This is a genomic window from Pseudactinotalea suaedae (assembly GCF_009733815.1).
Taxonomy (GTDB): Bacteria; Actinomycetota; Actinomycetes; order Actinomycetales; family Beutenbergiaceae; genus Pseudactinotalea; species Pseudactinotalea suaedae.
This window is the reverse complement of sequence record NZ_WNXY01000006.1, coordinates 66,076-83,645: the sequence shown is the minus strand read 5'-3', so window position 1 is coordinate 83,645 and position 17,570 is coordinate 66,076. Positions and strand designations below refer to the sequence as shown.

Sequence of the window (17,570 nt, the reverse complement as noted above, 5' to 3'; positions counted from 1 at the left end):
TCAGCCGCCGAGCACGACCTTGCGTCCCTCGACGCGGAAGCCCTCCCGCGCGAGCTTGCCCACCCAGCTGACGAGCTGGTCGCGCTCGGCGACCTTGATGCGCTCGGTGAGGGCCTCGACGTCGTCGTCGTCGAGAACGGGCACCGCGACCTGGGCCACGATCGCTCCGGTGTCGACCCCGGCGTCGACCACGAACAGGGTGGCCCCGGCGATCTTGACGCCGTACTCGAGCGCGTCGCGCGGGCCGTGGATGCCGGGGAAGGAGGGCAGCAGCGCGTTGTGCGTGTTGAGGTACCGGCCCCCGAACGCGGCGAGGAACGACTCCCCCGCCAGCTTGAGGAAGCCGGCACTGATCACGATGTCCGGCGAGGCGGCGGCCACCCGGGCCGTCAGTGCGGCGTCCCACTCCTCGCGGCTGGCATGGTCCTTGACCCGCTCCACGAAGGACGGCACCCCGGCGGAGGCGGCGACCTCGAGGGCGCCGCAGTCGCGGTCCGCACCGACGACGACGATCTCGACCCCGTAACCCGGGTCGCGGGTGGCATCGAGGAGGGCGGCGAGGTTGCTGCCACCTCCGGAGACGAGGACGGCGGCGCGGGTGGGGTTCGGCACGGACGTCAAGACTAGTGACCCTCGCTCTCGTGACAGAATCTCCGTTCAGCCACCTGGAGCCGACTTCTCGCCGTGAGCAACCCGTACGCACCGCCGGACCCGAACAAGCCGCGCGCGCCCCGGCACCCGCAGTCGCCGCCGCGTCAGCGCGCAGAGCGCCAGCAGAAGCGTGCGCAGGAGCCGCCACCTCAGCTCACCCCCGAGCAGGCGAAGTCGGTGACGGGGCGCACGATGGTCTTCGGTCTGCTCATGATGCTGACGCTGCTGGCGGGTGGTCTGCCGGTGCCGTGGCAGGTCGTCGCGCCGTTCGTGGGGCTGGGGGCGCTGGTCCACGGCGTGCGCACGCTGATCAAGGTGCGCACGCTCCGGTGGCCCGGGATGCTCTCGCCGATGCTCATCGGGGGGCTCATGCTCACCCTGCTGACCACGATGGGGACGACGACGACGCTCACCATGTTCTGGGACGAGCAGGTCGCCTACCAGGAGTGTCGCGACGGCGCCGTCACGATCGCCGCTCAGGATCGCTGTCAGCGCGAGTGGGACGAGGCGAGGAACCCGAGCGCCCCGTCGGGCGGCTAACGCTCGCGGGCGGTCCGCCACCAGCCGAGCGCGGCGTCCCGTCCGCGGCCGGCCAGCACCCGGGACTCCGGGTGCAGCAGCAGCGCGGTGATCGCGGCTCCGAGGGCCACCTGCCACGCCACGGCGATGCCGACCGCCAGCGCGTCAGGCCCGACCTCCGCCATCCGACCCGGCCCCACCGACCCCGAGGACACGGCGGCCAGCGCACCGATGACGAGCGCCGCCGTCAGGGCCGTCACGGCCACGGCGATCGCTGTCGCGGCGAGCCGAGCCGGGCGGCGACGCCGCAGCCACACGCCGGCGAGCGCACCGACGAGAACCCCGAGCACGACGACGAGCCCGACCACGCCCGGCAGGTTGCCCGGCTCGGGCAGCGCGCCCAGCACCGGCACCACCGGGAGCGGACCGGCGTCGACGCCGCTCGGGGCGAACGAGGTTCCTTGCCCGACGGCGAAGCCTGGCCCGGCGAGGAACCCCACGACCCAGACGACGAGGGTCGGGGCGAGCATCACCTGGGCGAGCACGATGATCACGCTCGAGACGGTGTCGGGCACCAGGGCGCGGTGGACGTCCATGACGCGTGAGAAGCCGAGCACCAGCGCCAGGACGAGCGCTAGCGCACCGAGCGCGAGCAGCATCGCGGCGCCGCGGGCACCGGCGCCCACTCCGGCGCGCACCGCGGCCGGGATGCGTGCGAGCAGGCGCGAGAGGTCGGCAGGGATGCGTCCGCGCATCGCGACCAGGCAGCCCGCGGCGGCGAGGACCGGGGCGCCGAGCACACCGCGCCACGACCCGGGTGTCCCGGCGAGAGCGGCGAAGCCGACGGCGAGGGCCGTGTAGGCGAGCACTGCGGCGCCGACAGGCCACCAGGTCGCGGGGCGCACCCGCCGCACGGACGCCGCGACCCCCGCGAGCGCGACCAGGCTCACCCCGACCGGGACCAGCGTGATCGAGGCACCGGCGAAGCTGAGCGCGCCGCCGTGGCCCAGCAACCAGATCGCCGAGCCCACGCGCGCGGCGTCGATCCACCCGGCCGAGCCGAGCTCAGGCGCCGCGGCCGTGGCGACGTAGCCGGCGATCGCGACGACGGCGACCACCAGCCACGAACCGATCGCTGCCTCGGCCCCCGCGAGCGCCCCGCGCAGCGCCTGCGTCGGTGGGCGCCAGGAGCTGCGGGTCGACGACGTGGCGTCGGCGTGATCGACGACGCGCGGCGTGATCGTCGGCGGCAGGGTCGTGGGCATCTCCCCCATGGTCGGCGCTCAGCCACCGATCCGCCCCGCCGACACACCGACGACCCCGCACCCGGCGACCGTTGCCCCAGCGCCGGTTCGAGGTAATCGCCACCCCTTTGGGGGCCGCGGATTACCTCGAACCCGTGGGTTGGGGTCGCCTGCTCCCCCCAGGCTTCCCGCGGTCGAGGTAATCCGCAGCCGCCCCACGGTGGCCGATTACCTCGAACCGTGGGGAGGTGGAGGTGGGGGTGGAGGCGGGGGGATTCCTGGGGTCTAGCGGCTTGGGTTGGCCGTCAGCCCTGGAGGATCTCGCGGACGAGCTCGGCGGTCTCGCTCGGGGTCTGGCCGACCTTGACGCCGGCGGCCTCGAGCGCTTCCTTCTTGGCCTGCGCGGTGCCGGCGGAGCCGGACACGATCGCACCGGCGTGGCCCATGGTCTTGCCCTCGGGGGCGGTGAACCCTGCGACGTAGCCGACGACCGGCTTGGTCACGTGCTCGGAGATGTACGCCGCCGCGCGCTCCTCGGCGTCGCCACCGATCTCGCCGATCATGACGATGACCTGCGTCTCGGGGTCGTTCTCGAAGGCCTCGAGGGCGTCGATGTGGGTGGTGCCGATGACCGGGTCGCCGCCGATGCCGATCGCCGTGGAGAACCCGAGGTCCTTCAGCTCGTACATCATCTGGTAGGTCAGGGTGCCCGACTTCGACACCAGCCCGATCGGCCCCTTGCCGGTGATGGTGTGCGGGGTGATGCCGGCCAGCGACTCGCCCGGGGTGATGATGCCGGGGCAGTTCGGGCCGATCATGCGGGTCTTCTTGCCCTGCAGGTAGGCGAACACCTCGGCGGAGTCCTGCACCGGCACGCCCTCGGTGATGACGACGATCAGCGGCATCTCGGCGTCGATCGCCTCGATCGCGGCGTCCTTGGTGAACGCCGGCGGCACGAACAGCACCGACACGTCGGCGCCGGTCTCGGCCATCGCCTCCGTGACGGTCGCGTACACCGGCAACGTGACGTCGTTGCCCTCGTGGTCCTTGTGGGTCACGGTGGTGCCCGCCTTGCGAGCGTTCACACCGCCGACGATCTGGGCGCCGGAGTCGAGCATCAGCGCGGTGTGCTTGGCACCCATCCCGCCGGTGATGCCCTGGACGATGATCTTCGAGTCCTTGTTGAGGTAGATCGACATGGCTGGTTCGCTCTCTGCAGCTGCGCGGTTCGAAAGGGGGCGGGTCAGGCGTTGGCCAGCTCGGCTGCCTTGTCGGCGCCGCCGTCCATGGTCTCGGCGAGGGTCACCAGCGGATGGTTCGCCTCCGCCAGGATCGCGCGGCCGAGGTCGACGTTGTTGCCGTCGAGCCGCACCACCAGCGGCTTCGTGGCCTCGTCGCCGAGGATCTCCAGCGCGCCGACGATGCCCTTGGCCACCTCGTCGCACGCCGTGATGCCGCCGAAGACGTTGACGAACACGCTCTTGACCTGCGGGTCGTGCAGAATGACGTCGAGCCCGTTGGCCATGACCTGCGCGTTCGCGCCGCCGCCGATGTCGAGGAAGTTGGCGGGCTTGACGCCGCCGTGCTTCTCGCCGGCGCCGGCCACGACGTCGAGCGTGCTCATCACGAGCCCCGCACCGTTGCCGATGATGCCGACCTCGCCGTCGAGCTTGACGTAGTTGAGCCCGTTCTCCTTGGCCCTGGCCTCGAGCGGGTCGGTCTCGGCCTTGTCCTCCAGCGCGGCGTGGTCGGGGTGGCGGACCTCCGAGGCGTTGTCGTCGAGCGTGACCTTGCCGTCGAGCGCGACGATGTCGCCGGCGCCCGTGCGGACCAGCGGGTTCACCTCGACCAGCGTGGCGTCCTCCTCGGTGAAGACGGTCCAGAGGCTGCGGATGACGTCGGCGACCGGTGCCTTCAGCTCCTCGGCGAAACCGGCGGTCTCGACGATCTCGAGCGCCTTGGCCTCGTCGATGCCCACGATGGGGTCGACGGCGACGCGGGCGAGCGCCTCGGGACGCTCGACGGCGAGCTGCTCGATCTCCACACCGCCCTCGACCGAGCACATGGCGAGGTAGTTCCGGTTCGAGCGGTCCAGCAGCACCGAGAAGTAGTACTCCTCGGCGATGTCGGCACCCTCGGCCACCATCACGCGGTGCACGGTGTGGCCCTTGATGTCCAGGCCAAGTATCTCGCTGGCGCGCGCGCCTGCCTCCTCGACCGACCTGGCGATCTTGACGCCGCCGGCCTTGCCGCGGCCCCCGGTCTTGACCTGAGCCTTGACGACGACGACGCCGCCATCGGCCGGCAACAGCTCCTGCGCTGCTTCGGCTGCGCTCTCGGGGGTGGTCGCGACGATGCCGCGGAGCACGGGGACACCGTGCTTCTCGAACATGTCACGCGCCTGGTACTCGAACAGGTCCACGGGTCTTGCCTTCCGTCATCCGGCGCCGCAAAGTCAGCCCGACCATACCGCGCGGCGATGACCCTCCGATGACGTCAGCCGCGGGGGGTACCTGAGGGCGTGGACGGGTCCTCGGACAGCGCGGCGGCGACCACGTCGGAGAACAGATGCATGCCGTCCATGTCCGGGTGGACCCCGTCAGGTTGCAGCTGATCCAGGTGTTGGGTGATGGTGCCGTACCAGTCGGCGACGACGACGTTGGGGTGCTCGGAGGCGACCTGCACCAGGTTCTCGTTGCTCTCCTCGATCCAGCTGCTGGAGTGGTAGATCGTGACGAGGACCACACGCCGATCGGGTCCCAGGAGGTCGAGCGCCTCCTCCAGCGGAGCCGGGTCACGGAGCCCGGCGTTGGTCCCGGCGACGATCACCACGACCTCGCGGACCGTGTCCGCGGCCACCGCCGCACGGATCGCCTCGACGACCTGCGGCCACTGCCGGTTCGACTTCGCATCGATGGCGATGCCCGGGAAGTCGGCGGTGAGCGCGGGCGCCGCGACGTAGAGCATCGAGTCGCCGAAGGCCGTGATCTCCTCGCCGCTGGGCAGCGCACCGCTCCCCTCCTCGGCCGAGCCGCTCGGGTTCTCGACGGCGTCCTCGGTCGGTTCCGCCGACGTGCCGGGTTCGGCTGGCGCGGCGTCGCTCCCGACGGCCCCGGCCGCCGCCTCCATCTGCAGCTCGACCTGCGACTTGTCGGGTGCGACGGCGAGCGCGACGCCGAAGACCACCACCAGGGCAGCGGCCGCAGCAGCCACCAGGCGTGGGCGGCGATCCGCACCCCGGGTCACGGCGGTGCGCACGCGGGCGAAGGTGGCCCGGAAGCCGTGACGGCGGATCGGCTGCTCGATCCACCGGTACGACGCCGCGGCCACCGCCAGCGTCGTGCCGAGAGCGAGCCCGCGGACGAGCCAGCTCAGGGGCGAGTCCGGCAGTGCCGCCGGCAGCGCCGCGGTGAGAACGAGCAGGACCGGCCAGTGCCACAGGTAGATGCCGTAGGAGCGCTCCCCCAGCCATCGCATCGGTCGCACCGAGAGCACGCGGACCAGGCCGTCCCGCGGGCCGGGTGCGGTGCCCAGCGAGGCGACCACGACGGCGGTCAGGACCGAGGCGAGGAGGATGCCGCCGCGATAGGCGAAGGTGCTCTCGCCGTCGAGCGTGAGCAGGAGGGCGAGCAGCCCGATACCGGCGGCGGTCGCCAGCGGGACCCGGAGGCGTGGCCACGCCGGGAGGCGGCGCAGGTCGGCATCACCGCCGGCCAGGCTGAGCGCGAGCGCAGCGCCGATCATCAGGCCGAACGCGTGCGTGTCGGTGCCGTAGTAGGCCCGGGTGACGCCGTCGCCGGCGTGCAGCGCCATCAGGGTCGCCGAGAGCGCGGCGACACCGAGGACCACCACGACGCGCTGCCGCGCCGTCCGGGTCACGGCGAGCAGCAGCGCCAGCAGCACCGGCCAGAGCAGGTAGAACTGCTCCTCCACCGCGAGCGACCAGAAGTTGACGAACAGCTGCGGCGCGGTCTGCGTGAAGTACGAGGAACCGGCACCGATCTCGAGCCAGTTGTTGGAGAAGGTCAGCGCCCCCAGGACCTGACGGCGGATGTCGACGAGCAGGTCGTCCCCGACCGCGAGAGCGACCCCGGTCGAGACGACCACGACGACCACGAGCGCCGGCAGCAGCCGCCGCGCCCGGCGGGCCCAGAACCCCTTGAGGTCGAGGCGACCGTTCTCGGCGAGCTCCCGGACGAGCAGGGTCGTGATGAGGAAGCCCGAGAGCACGAAGAAGATGTCGACGCCGAGGTAGCCGCCGGGCAGCGTCGAGGGCCGCAGGTGAAACACCAGCACGGCCAGCACCGCGATCGCGCGGAGCCCGTCGAGCCCGAGGATGCGCCCGTGCCGCACCTTCGCCGGCGCGGTTCGTTGCCCACCGGAGGGCCTGCGTGGTCGCGCCGCAGTGGCCACGGCCTCGCGTTGCTCTGTCACCACCGCCACGGGCGCCTACCTCCCGCGCCCAGGCTAGGCGCGCGCGGCCCCGACCCGGGGCGCCGACACGCGAGGTCGCGACGTCGACTCCCGCCGCTGTCACACCGGGGCTCGCGCGCGGCAGCCCTCAGGGGAAGACGCAGGGAAAGGCGCAGAGCGCCTGGCGCAGGGGCTTGCAGCGACGCAGCCGTCGTCGAAGCAGCAGGCGGATCTGAGACATGAGGTGACGTCCTTTCACAGCGGTCGGCGGACCGGCCGTCGCCGGTCTCGGCGACACACGCTGTAGACGTCCGGGCGGGCTCGGATGTGAGGTCGCGAGGAAAGCTGGAAGGGCGGGTGCCACCCGACCGAGCGCGTGAGCTGGTTCCCGGAGCCAGCGCCTGCGAGCAACCCGAGAACGACGCCCCGTGTCATGGTGCGTCGACGCCGCCGGACACGAGCCAGATCGCGATCATGGCGACCTCGGCCTGCACCCCGGTCGCCGACGCTCACCCCACCCTGGGCGGATCGATCTCGATCACCGCGCCGGCTCGCTCCACGAACACCCTGCCGTCAGGCGCCAGCGCCGCAGCGATCCGATCGAGCGCCGGCCCGGCGTCGTGGCGGCCGTCGAGGGCACCGACCCGCACGGCGACGACGAGGGCGAACGGGGCTTCGCCGTCGGCCAGCACGAGGTCCTCGATCGCGGTGTGCCGGAAGTCGGGTCCACCGCCAGCCCTGCTGGCGATCGCGTGCGCGCGCTCCGACCGATCGATGGCGACGACCTCGCAGCCACGACGGACCAGCTCGCGCGCGAGCGCACCGGGACCGCTGCCGATCTCGAGCACCCGCATGCCGGGCCGCAGCGGCAGGGCATCGGCGACCGCGGCCAGTCGCGGCGAGAGCTGGTCGGTCATCTCGTGCCGAGCGGCCCGACGACGGCGTAGCGTGCGACCAGGAACTCGTGGTTCCGGTCGCTCTCCTCCAGGCGCAGGTCGTAGGCGCCGCCGAGCAACGGCCGCCCCGACCCGAGCGTGACCGGCGCGACGCCGACCAGGATCTCGTCGAGCATCCCTGCGGCCGCGAACGAGGCGGCGAGGTCTCCACCGCCGACCATCCAGACGTCCTTGTCCCCCGCTGCCGCCTCGATCGCGGCGCGGTGCTCGGCCGGTGCGCCCGCGACCATGGTGATGGTCTCGTTCGCCGGCTCCAGGTCGCGATGGGTGAAGACGAACGTCGGCGCGGTGTAGGTCCAGGCACCCTTCTCGTGGTCGAGGATCCACTCGTACGTCGTCGCGCCCATCACCTGGGTTCCCACCCCGGCCATGAACGCCTCGAAGCTGCCCGGACCGTGCTCGTCGAACTCCTGCTTGAGGAGCCAGTCGAGGGAGTCGGCGTCATCGGCGAGAAAGCCGTCGAGCGTGGTCGCGGTGTTGTAGCGGTAACGGGTCATGTCACTGTCCTCCTGAGGCACGTCGGTGCCACGTGATCGGGTCGGGGTCCAGGGTCGGGACGCTGACGTCGACGCCCGCCTGCCGCAGCATCCAGCGGGCCAGCTGCCTGCGGTGCGCCGAGAACGTCAGCGTGTGCGCCACGATCTGCGAGAGCAGGAACGACTCGGGCGGGTCGCAGATCGCGTCGATCACCCGGTCGTCCCACGCGCCACGGCGCTCGACGTCCCGCGTCATCGCGAGCCAGCGCGCGGCGACGTCGGCGTGACGGGCGCGCAGGGTGGCCACGTCGTGCGGACCGGCGAGATCGGGCTCGTCGGCGCCCTCGATGCTGGCCAGCCAGGGCAGCTTGTCGAGCGCGAGGTGCTGCAGCACGTCGGCGAGCGTGGTCTCCGGTCCCGACCAGCTCAGCACCTCGTGACCGGCCAGCCGTTCGCGGCGCAGCTCCGGCTCGCCGAGCGGCTCGGCCGCGGCCAGGACCGCGTCGGTGTCGTCGAGGTCGTGCCGGACCATGAGCGCGAGCACCTCACCGGCGGAGTGCTCGGTGGCCGCCCCGCCGTCGACGTACAGCACTGTCGGCGAGTGGAAGTGGATGCCGTTCGGTGCGGGCAGCCAGTGCCCTCGCTCGCCGCGCGCGGGCATGGCGCTGGGTACGCACCCGAAGGCCCGCGCGAAGGCGCGGGAGAAGCCCTCGACCGAGTCGTACCCGGCCTCGAAGGCGGCGTCGGTGACCGAGGTGCCGCGCTGGATCCGCCACGCCGCTCGCTCGAGCAGCACCCGGCGCCGCAGCGCCACCGGCGGCTCCCCCGCAGCCCGGCTCACCTGCCGGCTGAAGTGGAACGGGGAGGTGTAGGCGGCTGCCGCCATGTCGCCCAGCCGGTCCCCCACCTCGACGTCCGCGAGGACGGCGTCCAGCAGCTCACGGATCCGGTCACGGCCTGGCTCGCTCACGGTTCGAGTATGGAGCGGGACGCCGCTGCCGCGCCCGACCGTTCTTGCTCAGGCTGAGGTCAGGGCGCGTCAGGCGCGCTACAGCTTCGTGACCGGCGAGTACCGCAGCAGCAGCCGCTTGGTCCCGGCCTCGCCGAAGTCGATCTTGGCGACGGCGTTGGTCCCGCCGTTCTCGATGGCCACCACCCGGCCCATGCCGTAGGCGTCGTGGGTCACGCGGTCCCCGATCTCGAGATTCGGCACGTCGGCACGCGGCGTGGCCGACCCGAACTTCGGGGCGTCCCGCGACGGCGGTGCCGACTCCTGGCGCTGCCGGCGCTCGGCGAGCCTGGAGCTGCGCGGCCCGGTGGAGCCGTAGCCGCCACCGCCGCTGAAGGAGCCGCCTCGGTAGCGCTGCATCGAGGACTCGCGGCGCTTCCAGTCGATCAGCTCCTCGGGCACGTCGGAGATGAATCGCGACTCCGGCAGCTCGTTCGGCATCCCGAACGCGGTGCGGACCGAGGCTCGGGACACGTACAGCCGCTCGCGCGCCCGCGTCAGCGCGACATAGGCGAGCCGGCGCTCCTCGGCGAGCTCGTCCGGGTCGGCGAGGCTGCGCTGGTGCGGGAACGTGCCGTCCTCCAGACCGGTCACGAACACCACGGGGAACTCCAGCCCCTTCGCGGTGTGCACCGTCATCAGCGTGATCACCCCGGACTCGCCCGCGCCCTCCGGGATCTGGTCCGCATCGGCGACCAGGGCCACGCGCTCGAGGAAGTCCCCCAGGTCGCCCTCGGGATCGGACTCGGCGAACTCGGCGGCGACGGCGTGGAGCTCGGCCAGGTTCTCCACCCGGGAGGCATCCTGCGGGTCGTCGCTGGCGCGGAGCTCGCGCAGGTAGCCCGACTCCTCCAGCACGGTGTCCAGCAGCTCGGCGGGTGTGGCTCCGGCCTCGGAGGCCGAGCGCAGCCGCTCGAGCATCGCAGCGAACTCCTTGATCGTGGCGACGGCGCGGGCGGCGAGCCCGAAGACCTCCCCGACCTGCCCGATCGCCGCGCCGAAGCTGATGCGCTCGCGCTCGGCGTACGCGGTGATCATCGCCTCGCTGCGGTCCCCGAGGCCACGCTTGGGCACGTTGATGATGCGGCGGATGCTGACGTCGTCATCGGGGTTGACGATCGCCCGCAGGTACGCGATCGCGTCCTTGATCTCCTTGCGCTCGTAGAAGCGGGTGCCGCCGACCACCTTGTACGGCAGCCCCACGCGCACCAGCACCTCCTCCAGCGCACGCGACTGGGCGTTGGTGCGGTAGAAGATCGCGACATCGCCGTAGCGGAAGCTCTCCTCCTGCTCGTTCAGCCGGTCGATCTCCGAGGCGATGAAGCGGGCCTCCTCGTGCTCGTTGTCGGCGACGTAACCGACGATCTGGGTGCCGGCGCCCGCGTCGGTCCACAGGTTCTTGCGCTTGCGACCCGGGTTGCGCGCGATCACCGAGTTGGCCGCGGTGAGGATCGTCTGCGTGGAGCGGTAGTTCTGCTCGAGCAGGATCGTGGCGGCATCCGGGTAGTCGGTCTCGAACTCGATGATGTTGCGGATCGTGGCGCCGCGGAAGGCGTAGATCGACTGGTCGGCGTCACCGACCACGGTCAGCTCGGCGGGCGGCACACCAGGCGTGGAGCCGCCGCCTGTGCCATCACTGCTCATGCCCACCAGCTCCCGCACGAGCACGTACTGGGCGTGGTTCGTGTCCTGGTACTCGTCGACGAGCACGTGGCGGAACCGGCGCCGGTAGTGCTCGGCGACGTCCGGGAACGCCTGCAGCATGTGGACCGTGGTCATGATGATGTCGTCGAAGTCCAGCGCGTGCGCCTGCCGCAGCCGCTCCTGGTAGCGCCGGTAGGCCGCCGCGAGGTTCTGGTCGAACGGGCTGGTGCCGACCGTGCTCAGGTACTCGTCGGGGTCGACGAGCTCGTTCTTCAGGTCCGAGACCCGGTGGCTGAACGCCTTGGGCGGGTAGCGCTTGGGATCGAGATCGAGCTCGCGGCACACCATGGTCATCAACCGCTGGGAGTCCGCGGCGTCGTAGATCGAGAAGCTCGAGCGCAGGCCGATCGTCTTCGCCTCGCGGCGCAGGATCCGCACGCACGCCGAGTGGAAGGTGGAGACCCACATCGTCCTGGCGCGCGGCCCGACGAGCTCCTCCACGCGCTCCCGCATCTCCGCGGCCGCCTTGTTCGTGAAGGTGATGGCGAGGATCTCGCCCGGCTTGGCGCGCTGGGTCGCGAGCAGGTAGGCGATCCGGTTGGTCAGCACCCGGGTCTTGCCCGAACCCGCCCCAGCGATGATCAGCAGCTGGCCGCCCTCGTGGGTGACCGCCTGGCGCTGCGGCGGGTTGAGACCCTCGATGAGGGCGTCGGCGACCAGCGAGGACCCCGGGGCGCCGCCGTCGGGCGCCTCGTCCCCGCGAGGGGCCATCACACGAGGCAGGTGGGACTCGACGTCGGGGCGCGAAACCGCCCCGAGGCCGGGGAGCGGGAGGTCGCTGAAGAGAGAGGTCATCGCACCGACCAGCCTAAGCGCTGGCACCGACGACGGCGGCGCCCAGCCCCGCCTGTGGACGGCGCCGTCGCTGGTCCTAGGGTGGGATCGGTCCCGGCGGCCTGAGGAGGGCGATGAGGTCACACGCACGGCTGCTGAGCCGCCTTCCGCGGCCCTGGCGGGTCGCGATCGGTGCGGTGGCCGTCGTGGCCGGGATCGTGGTGCTCACCCGCCCGACGACGTCCCTCGGGCTGCTCGCGCTGCTCATCGGAGCGGCGATGCTCGTGGCGGGTGCGCTCGAGGCGATTCGCTCGGACGAGGGCGAGACTCGCCGGTCGAGGCTGGCCCGATGGGGGGTGGCCGGGCTGTGGTGGCTCGGCGGCGTGTTCGTGCTGGCGTACCCGGCGCTCACGGTACGGACCACCGCGCTGGTGGCGGGGGGCGCGCTGGTGGCCAGCGGCATCCGGGGGGTGGTCACCGGGAGCCGCTCGGGGCAGGCCACCGACGCCCGGGTCGCCGAGATCGCGTTCGGGCTCGCCGGCGTGGTGCTCGGCGTGCTCGCGCTGCTGTGGCCGGACATCACGCTGCTGGTCGTCGCGGTCACCTTCGGTGCACGGCTGGCCGGGGCCGGGGCGCTGCTCCTCTGGCACACGTTGCGGCCGCCCCCGACCCCGGCGACGGAGCCCGAGCGGCCCGGACCGCTGCGTCGTTGGTCGCGCACGGTCGCCGCGGTGGTGGTGCTGCTGCTCGCGATCGGCGCCGCTGGGCTGAGCTACGTGCTGCGCCAGCCCTCGGCCGTGGTGGACGAGTTCTACGCCGCACCGCGCACGGTCCCGGACGAGTCCGGAACGCTCATCCGCTCCGAGCCCTTCACGCGCGAGGTGCCCGAGGGCGCCAGCGCGTGGCGCATCCTCTACACGACCACCCACGGTGACGGCTCACCCGCGATCGCGAGCGGGCTGGTGGTGGTACCCGACGGTCCGTCCGAGACGCCGGTCATCGCCTGGACGCACGGCACCACCGGGTTCGCGCGGCACTGCGCGCCCTCGCTGCTGGCCGAGCCGTTCGAGTCCGGGGCCTTGCTCGTGCTGCCCGAGATCCTCGAGCAGGGCTGGTCCGTGGTCGCGACCGACTACATCGGGCTCGGCACCGACGGCCCGCACCCGTACCTGGTCGGGCCGGACAGCGCCCGTGCCGCGCTCGACGCGGTGCGGGCGGCCCGGCAGCTCGAGGAGCCCTCGCTCGGCGTCCAGACGGTCGCGTGGGGGCACTCGCAGGGCGGTGGCGCGGCGCTGTGGGTGGGCGCGATCGCGCCCGAGTACGCCCCCGACGTCCCGCTGAGCGGGGTCGCCGCGCTGGCTCCCGCCTCGAACCTGCCGGCGTTCGTGGACACGCTCGCCGAGATGCTCGGCGGCAGCATCTTCTCCTCGTTCGTCGCGGCCGGGTACACGAGCACCTACGACGACGTGCACTGGGACGACTACGTGCGACCCGGTGCGTCCACCTTCGTGCGGAGCGCGTCCCAGCGGTGCCTGACCGACCCGGGCACCGCCGTCACGGTGCTCAACGAGCTCGCCGGCTCACGCGACCCCCGAATCTACTCCGCCGACCCGACCACGGGCCCGTTCGGGCAGCGGCTGCAGGAGAACGTGCCGCCCGCGACGATCGGTGCGCCGCTGCTGCTGGCCCAGGGCGAGGCGGACATGATCATCTCCGCGGCCGCGCAGCAGACCTACGTCGACGGGCTGTGCGCGGCCAGCCAGCAGGTCGACCACCGCAGCTTTCCCGGCCTCGGGCACGTGGACCTGGTCGAGCCAGGCTCCCCGCTCGTGCCCGAGCTGCTCAGCTGGACGCACGAGCGGCTCGACGGCGCTCGGGTCACCGACAGCTGCGAGCGCGACTGATCACCCCTGCAGCAACGACTGCGCGCCGTCGATCCACACCTCGGTGCCGCTGATGTGGCTCGCGGCGTCGGAGCTGAGGAACGTGACGAGCTCGGCGACCTGCTCGGAGGACCCGGGCTCGGACCCCGTGAGCGGGATGTTGCCCTGCGGGAACTCGACGGGGATCTTGACGTCCTCGTTCTGCGCGTTGGTGTTGTCGCTGATCTCGGTGTCGATCGCACCGGGGCAGATCACGTTGACCCGGATCCCCCGGGGCCCGAGCTCGACGGCCAGCATCTTCGTGATCGCGATCTGACCGGCCTTGGAGGCCGAGTACGCGGTCGCGCCGGTGTTGGAGAAGATCCGGCTGCCGTTGACCGAGGCGATGACCACCACCGAACCGCCGCGGTTCATGTGCGGCACACCGGCCTTGATCGTGATGAACGTGCCGGTGAGGTTGATGTCGAGGGTGGATCGGAAGTCCTCGACGCTCAGGTCGTCGATACCGGCCCAGGTGCCGTTGACGCCGGCGTTGGCGACGATCGTGTCGAGCCGGCCGAACTCCGCCAGCGTGGCCCGCACCGCTTCGGCGACCGCCTCCTCGTCGCTGACGTCGGCCACCGCCACGAGCGCCTCGCCGCCGGCCTCGCGGACCCCCTGGGCGACCTCCTCGAGCTCGTCGGCCGTGCGGCCCACCAACGTGACCCGTGCGCCCCGTGCGGCGAGCATCCGCGCGGACGCCTCCCCGATTCCCGAACCTGCGCCGGTGACCAGCGCGACCTTGTCCTGCATGAGTCCTCCTCGTCGTCGAACTTCGTGGTGAATCTCATCACGGTCCGTGCGCTCGCCCAAGCCCCGCCGCGGAGTCGGGGGTCGAAACCTCCCCTGATCCGTGGATGCCGCGAGAACGAGATGGCTCCTAGCGTGCTGAGCATGATCTCCCCCAGTACCCGGAAGGACGCTCTCCAACCCAGCCAGGCGGTGCGCTCCCCCGCACCCGACCTGGCGCGCGGCGCCATGCTGGCCGCGATCGCACTCGCCAACGTGATGATCTACCTCTACGACCGCCCCTACGGGTTGCGCCATCACATCGTCGAGGAGGGCGCGCTGGACCAGGCGGTCACCGCGGTGCTGACGACGACCGTCGACGCGCGCGCCTACCCGATGTCGCCGCGCTCTACGGCTACGGTCTGGCCCGCATCGCCGCCACCAGGTCCGCCCGCGGCTGGTCGGACCGGCAGGTGCGGTCGCTGCTGCGTCGGCGCGGCCTCGGGCTGATCGTGCTCGGGGCGGCGCACGCGCTGCTCGCCTTCTCCGGTGACATCCTCGGCTGGTACGGGCTGCTGGGTGTGCTGCTCGCGGGCGCGTCCATGCGCTGGTCCGACCGCCGGCTGGTGCTGGCCGCCGCGGTGGCGCTGCCACCGGCGGCGCTCGTGCAGGGCTGGATCTACTCCGACCCGCGGGTACGGCTCGACCGGGAGGTGTTCTGGTCGGTGGCGATCGAGGAACCGTTCGGTGCTGCGCTGTGGCGCGGAGCGGAGTGGTTGATGGCCCCGTTCGGGCTGCTCGCGGTCGTCGCCGCCCTGCTGCTCGGGGTGGTGGCGGGTCGTCGAGACCTGCTCGCCGACGTCATGTCCCGACGGCGGGGTCTCGGCCTCGTGGCGCTCGTCGGGATCTCGATCGGCTGGCTGGGCGGGCTGCCGATGGCGCTCGCGACCGCCCACCTCGTGGTGCTGCCGCCCGGGTCGGAGCTGTGGCTCTCGACCCTGCACATCGCCACCGGGGTCCCGTGCGGTCTGGGTTACGCCGCCCTGGCGGGGTGGCTCTGCACCTCCGCGCGGTTCACCTCCTCGGGCCCGTCCCGCGCACTGCAGGCCACCGGGGCGCGCTCGCTCAGCTGCTACCTCGCCCAGACGGTCGTCTTCGCCGCGCTGCTGCCGGCGTGGTCGCTCGGGCTCGGTGCGTCGCTGGGCACGGCCACGGCGGCCGGACTGGCGCTGCTGACCTGGCTCACCACCGTGCTGGTCGCATCCGTGCTGGAACGGCGCGGCGTGCGCGGCCCTGCGGAACGCCTGCTGCGCTGGCTCGCGAGGCCGCCTGCTGCGACGATCGGCTGATGGCGCGTCACGAGGCCTCGCAGCCGGTCACCCGGCTGTGGCTCGCGCTGCCCTACCTCCTGGCGGTGCTGGCCGCGACGCTGACGCTCGGCTCCGGAGGCAACGCGCAGGCGCCGCTGGTCGTCGCGATCTGCGCCGGTGTGCTGGTCTGGCACACCTGGTGGGCGGTGCTGCACCCGGACTGGCTGGAGCACCGGACGGCGCCGATGCTCGTGTACTTCGTGGGGTTCCTCGCCGGCTCCGCGTGGCTGTTCCACCTGTCGTTCGGCTTCATGCTGCTGTACCTGGTGTGCTTCGCGCTCGCCTTCGTCGCGCTCCCCGGCCCGTGGGCCTACCTGGGCGTCGCGCTGACGGTCGCGGCGATGCTGCTGCTCCCCGGGCTGGTCACACCCAGCCTGGACAACCTCGTGCTCGTGCTCGCGGGTGGTGTGCTGACGGTCGTGGCGGGCTGGTCGATCCGCAAGGTCGAGACCGAGTCAGCGGGACGCCGCGCCGCGCTCGCCGACCTCCGGCGGAGCACGGCCGAGCTGGAACGGGCGATGGCCGACAACGCCCAGCTGCAGACCGAGCTGCTCGAGAACGCCCACCAGCAAGGCATCGCCCGCGAGCGCGCGCGGATCGCTGCCGAGATCCACGACACGCTCGCGGCGGACCTCGCCGGCATCGTCGCCCAGCTCGAGGCCCTCGTGGTGGAGATGCGCGAGCCCGACGTGGCGGCGCGCGCCCGGCGCAGCCTCGAGGTCGCCAGGGCGGCGCTGCGGCAGGCCCGCTCCTCGGTCACGGACATGCGCGCGAGCATCGTGGGTGACGGCCTGGCCGACGCGATCGAGCGGCTCGTCCGAGGCGCGGCGGCGACGAGCACGACCAAGGTCGACTTCGCCGTCGACGGCGAGAGGGAACCGGTTCCGGACATGATCGCGGACGCACTCGTACGAACGACCGGTGAGGCGCTGCGCAACGCGCTGCGACACGCCGGTCCTGGATCGGTCATGGTCACGCTGTCGTTCCTGGGTGAGACGGTGAGCGTGGACGTCGTCGACGACGGCCGCGGCTTCGATCCCGAGGCGCACCGGACCGGCAACGGTCTGGCGATCATCGCCGAGCGCATGGCCGAGGTCGGCGGGAGGGTCGAGGTGGCGTCCGCGCCCGGCTCGGGGACCACGCTCACGTTGATCGCCCCGCTCGAGGCGGAGGCGGTCCCGTGATCCGCGTGGTCGTGGTCGACGACCACCCGGTGGTGCGGGACGGCGTCCGAGGTCAGCTCGCGAGCAGCCCCGACATCGCAGTGGTTGGGGAGGGCGCCTCGGCCACGGAAGGGATCGCGGTGCTCGCGGCCACGGCGTGCGACGTGCTGCTGGCCGACCTCCGGTTGCCGGACGCCGCTCCCGGGGCACTGATCCGTGCCGCACGCGCCGAGCACGCGGATCTGGTGATCCTGGTGCTCAGCACGTACGCGACGGTCAGCGACGTGCGCACCGCGCTCGATGCCGGAGCCGACGGCTACCTCGTCAAGGACACGGGCAGGATCGAGCTGGTCGAGGCGGTGCGAGCGGCGCGGCGCGGGCATCGCCTGCTCGGGCGCTCGGTCCCCGATCCCGGCGCCGGTCCCCGGCACCCGAGCACACGCGAGCTGCAGGTGCTCGAGATGGTCGCCGCGGGGCTGACGAACCGGCAGATCGCGAACCGGCTGCGCCTCGGCGAGGCCACGGTCAAGACGCACCTCCAGCACGTCTGCACCAAGCTGGGCGCCGTCGACCGCGCCTCTGCCGTGGCGGCTGGGTACGCGGCGGGACTGCTGCGCCCGCCGCACGGTAGCTGACGCAC

16 protein-coding genes are annotated in these 17,570 nt (G+C 72.3%); 6 read left to right on the top strand and 10 right to left on the bottom strand.

Annotated features, from left to right (window positions below):
• Window positions 1-612 carry a phosphoribosylglycinamide formyltransferase gene (gene purN, locus GPA04_RS11250; RefSeq protein ID WP_156224196.1) on the bottom strand — a complete coding sequence of 204 codons (612 nt, stop codon included), beginning with the start codon at window positions 610-612 and terminating at the stop codon, window positions 1-3.
• 72 nt (window positions 613-684) lie between these two features.
• On the opposite strand from purN, the gene GPA04_RS11245 reads away from it, so the two are divergent.
• Complete coding sequence (locus GPA04_RS11245; protein ID WP_156224195.1) at window positions 685-1,191, top strand: hypothetical protein; 507 nt, start codon at window positions 685-687, stop codon at window positions 1,189-1,191.
• Here GPA04_RS11245 and GPA04_RS11240 read toward each other — a convergent pair.
• The 8 genes from GPA04_RS11240 to pcrA form a co-directional block, all read right to left on the bottom strand.
• Window positions 1,188-2,435 carry a cell division protein PerM gene (locus tag GPA04_RS11240; RefSeq protein WP_156224194.1) on the bottom strand — a complete coding sequence of 416 codons (1,248 nt, stop codon included), beginning with the start codon at window positions 2,433-2,435 and terminating at the stop codon, window positions 1,188-1,190. The two genes, GPA04_RS11245 and GPA04_RS11240, sit on opposite strands and share 4 nt — an antisense overlap.
• A gap of 284 nt (window positions 2,436-2,719) precedes the next feature.
• Entirely contained in the window at window positions 2,720-3,613 is an 894-nt protein-coding gene (sucD, locus tag GPA04_RS11235) for a succinate--CoA ligase subunit alpha (protein WP_156224193.1), read from the bottom strand.
• Between the two features lie 44 nt (window positions 3,614-3,657).
• On the bottom strand, window positions 3,658-4,836 hold the full coding sequence (sucC, locus tag GPA04_RS11230) for an ADP-forming succinate--CoA ligase subunit beta (RefSeq protein ID WP_156224192.1): 1,179 nt from the start codon (window positions 4,834-4,836) through the stop codon (window positions 3,658-3,660).
• A gap of 74 nt (window positions 4,837-4,910) precedes the next feature.
• Window positions 4,911-6,857, bottom strand: a complete 1,947-nt coding sequence (locus GPA04_RS11225) for an acyltransferase family protein (protein WP_156224191.1) — start codon at window positions 6,855-6,857, stop codon at window positions 4,911-4,913.
• Between the two features lie 479 nt (window positions 6,858-7,336).
• The gene (locus GPA04_RS11220) at window positions 7,337-7,744 is read right to left on the bottom strand and encodes a class I SAM-dependent methyltransferase (protein ID WP_156224190.1); all 408 of its coding nucleotides are present in this window, start codon (window positions 7,742-7,744) and stop codon (window positions 7,337-7,339) included.
• Window positions 7,741-8,280 carry a dihydrofolate reductase family protein gene (locus GPA04_RS11215; RefSeq protein ID WP_156224189.1) on the bottom strand — a complete coding sequence of 180 codons (540 nt, stop codon included), beginning with the start codon at window positions 8,278-8,280 and terminating at the stop codon, window positions 7,741-7,743. Before GPA04_RS11215 ends, GPA04_RS11220 begins: the two co-directional genes overlap by 4 nt.
• Before the next feature lies 1 nt (window position 8,281).
• Entirely contained in the window at window positions 8,282-9,229 is a 948-nt protein-coding gene (locus GPA04_RS11210) for a helix-turn-helix domain-containing protein (protein ID WP_241680742.1), read from the bottom strand.
• Window positions 9,230-9,307: 78 nt separating this feature from the next.
• Window positions 9,308-11,767, bottom strand: a complete 2,460-nt coding sequence (gene pcrA, locus GPA04_RS11205; protein WP_156224188.1) for a DNA helicase PcrA — start codon at window positions 11,765-11,767, stop codon at window positions 9,308-9,310.
• A gap of 113 nt (window positions 11,768-11,880) precedes the next feature.
• Here pcrA and GPA04_RS11200 point away from each other — a divergent pair, with 113 nt between their 5' ends.
• Window positions 11,881-13,650, top strand: coding sequence for a lipase family protein (locus tag GPA04_RS11200; protein ID WP_156224187.1), 1,770 nt, complete (start codon window positions 11,881-11,883; stop codon window positions 13,648-13,650).
• Here the strand turns inward: GPA04_RS11200 and GPA04_RS11195 are convergent, their stop codons facing one another.
• Entirely contained in the window at window positions 13,651-14,421 is a 771-nt protein-coding gene (locus tag GPA04_RS11195; RefSeq protein ID WP_156224186.1) for an SDR family oxidoreductase, read from the bottom strand.
• A 141-nt stretch (window positions 14,422-14,562) separates the two neighbouring features.
• On the opposite strand from GPA04_RS11195, the gene GPA04_RS11190 reads away from it, so the two are divergent.
• The 4 genes from GPA04_RS11190 to GPA04_RS11175 are packed head-to-tail and all read left to right on the top strand — an operon-like array spanning window position 14,563 to window position 17,565.
• Entirely contained in the window at window positions 14,563-14,907 is a 345-nt protein-coding gene (locus GPA04_RS11190; protein ID WP_156224185.1) for a hypothetical protein, read from the top strand.
• On the top strand, window positions 14,871-15,746 hold the full coding sequence (locus GPA04_RS11185; protein WP_156224184.1) for a DUF418 domain-containing protein: 876 nt from the start codon (window positions 14,871-14,873) through the stop codon (window positions 15,744-15,746). Before GPA04_RS11190 ends, GPA04_RS11185 begins: the two co-directional genes overlap by 37 nt.
• Window positions 15,746-16,951 carry a sensor histidine kinase gene (locus GPA04_RS11180; RefSeq protein ID WP_156224183.1) on the top strand — a complete coding sequence of 402 codons (1,206 nt, stop codon included), beginning with the start codon at window positions 15,746-15,748 and terminating at the stop codon, window positions 16,949-16,951. Before GPA04_RS11185 ends, GPA04_RS11180 begins: the two co-directional genes overlap by 1 nt.
• On the top strand, window positions 16,948-17,565 hold the full coding sequence (locus GPA04_RS11175; protein ID WP_156224182.1) for a response regulator: 618 nt from the start codon (window positions 16,948-16,950) through the stop codon (window positions 17,563-17,565). The genes GPA04_RS11180 and GPA04_RS11175 overlap by 4 nt, the downstream gene beginning before the upstream one ends.
• The last annotated feature ends 5 nt before the right edge of the window (window positions 17,566-17,570 follow it).

Bases quoted from the DNA above. Each gene is read 5' to 3' on its own strand.
- GPA04_RS11190 (WP_156224185.1), top strand. From the start codon at position 14,563: ATGATCTCCCCCAGTACCCGGAAGGACGCTCTCCAACCCAGCCAGGCG.
- GPA04_RS11195 (WP_156224186.1), bottom strand. From the start codon at position 14,421: ATGCAGGACAAGGTCGCGCTGGTCACCGGCGCAGGTTCGGGAATCGGG.
- sucD (WP_156224193.1), bottom strand. From the start codon at position 3,613: ATGTCGATCTACCTCAACAAGGACTCGAAGATCATCGTCCAGGGCATC.
- GPA04_RS11220 (WP_156224190.1), bottom strand. From the start codon at position 7,744: ATGACCGACCAGCTCTCGCCGCGACTGGCCGCGGTCGCCGATGCCCTG.
- GPA04_RS11215 (WP_156224189.1), bottom strand. From the start codon at position 8,280: ATGACCCGTTACCGCTACAACACCGCGACCACGCTCGACGGCTTTCTC.
- GPA04_RS11200 (WP_156224187.1), top strand. From the start codon at position 11,881: ATGAGGTCACACGCACGGCTGCTGAGCCGCCTTCCGCGGCCCTGGCGG.
- GPA04_RS11180 (WP_156224183.1), top strand. From the start codon at position 15,746: ATGGCGCGTCACGAGGCCTCGCAGCCGGTCACCCGGCTGTGGCTCGCG.
- pcrA (WP_156224188.1), bottom strand. From the start codon at position 11,767: ATGACCTCTCTCTTCAGCGACCTCCCGCTCCCCGGCCTCGGGGCGGTT.
- GPA04_RS11240 (WP_156224194.1), bottom strand. From the start codon at position 2,435: ATGCCCACGACCCTGCCGCCGACGATCACGCCGCGCGTCGTCGATCAC.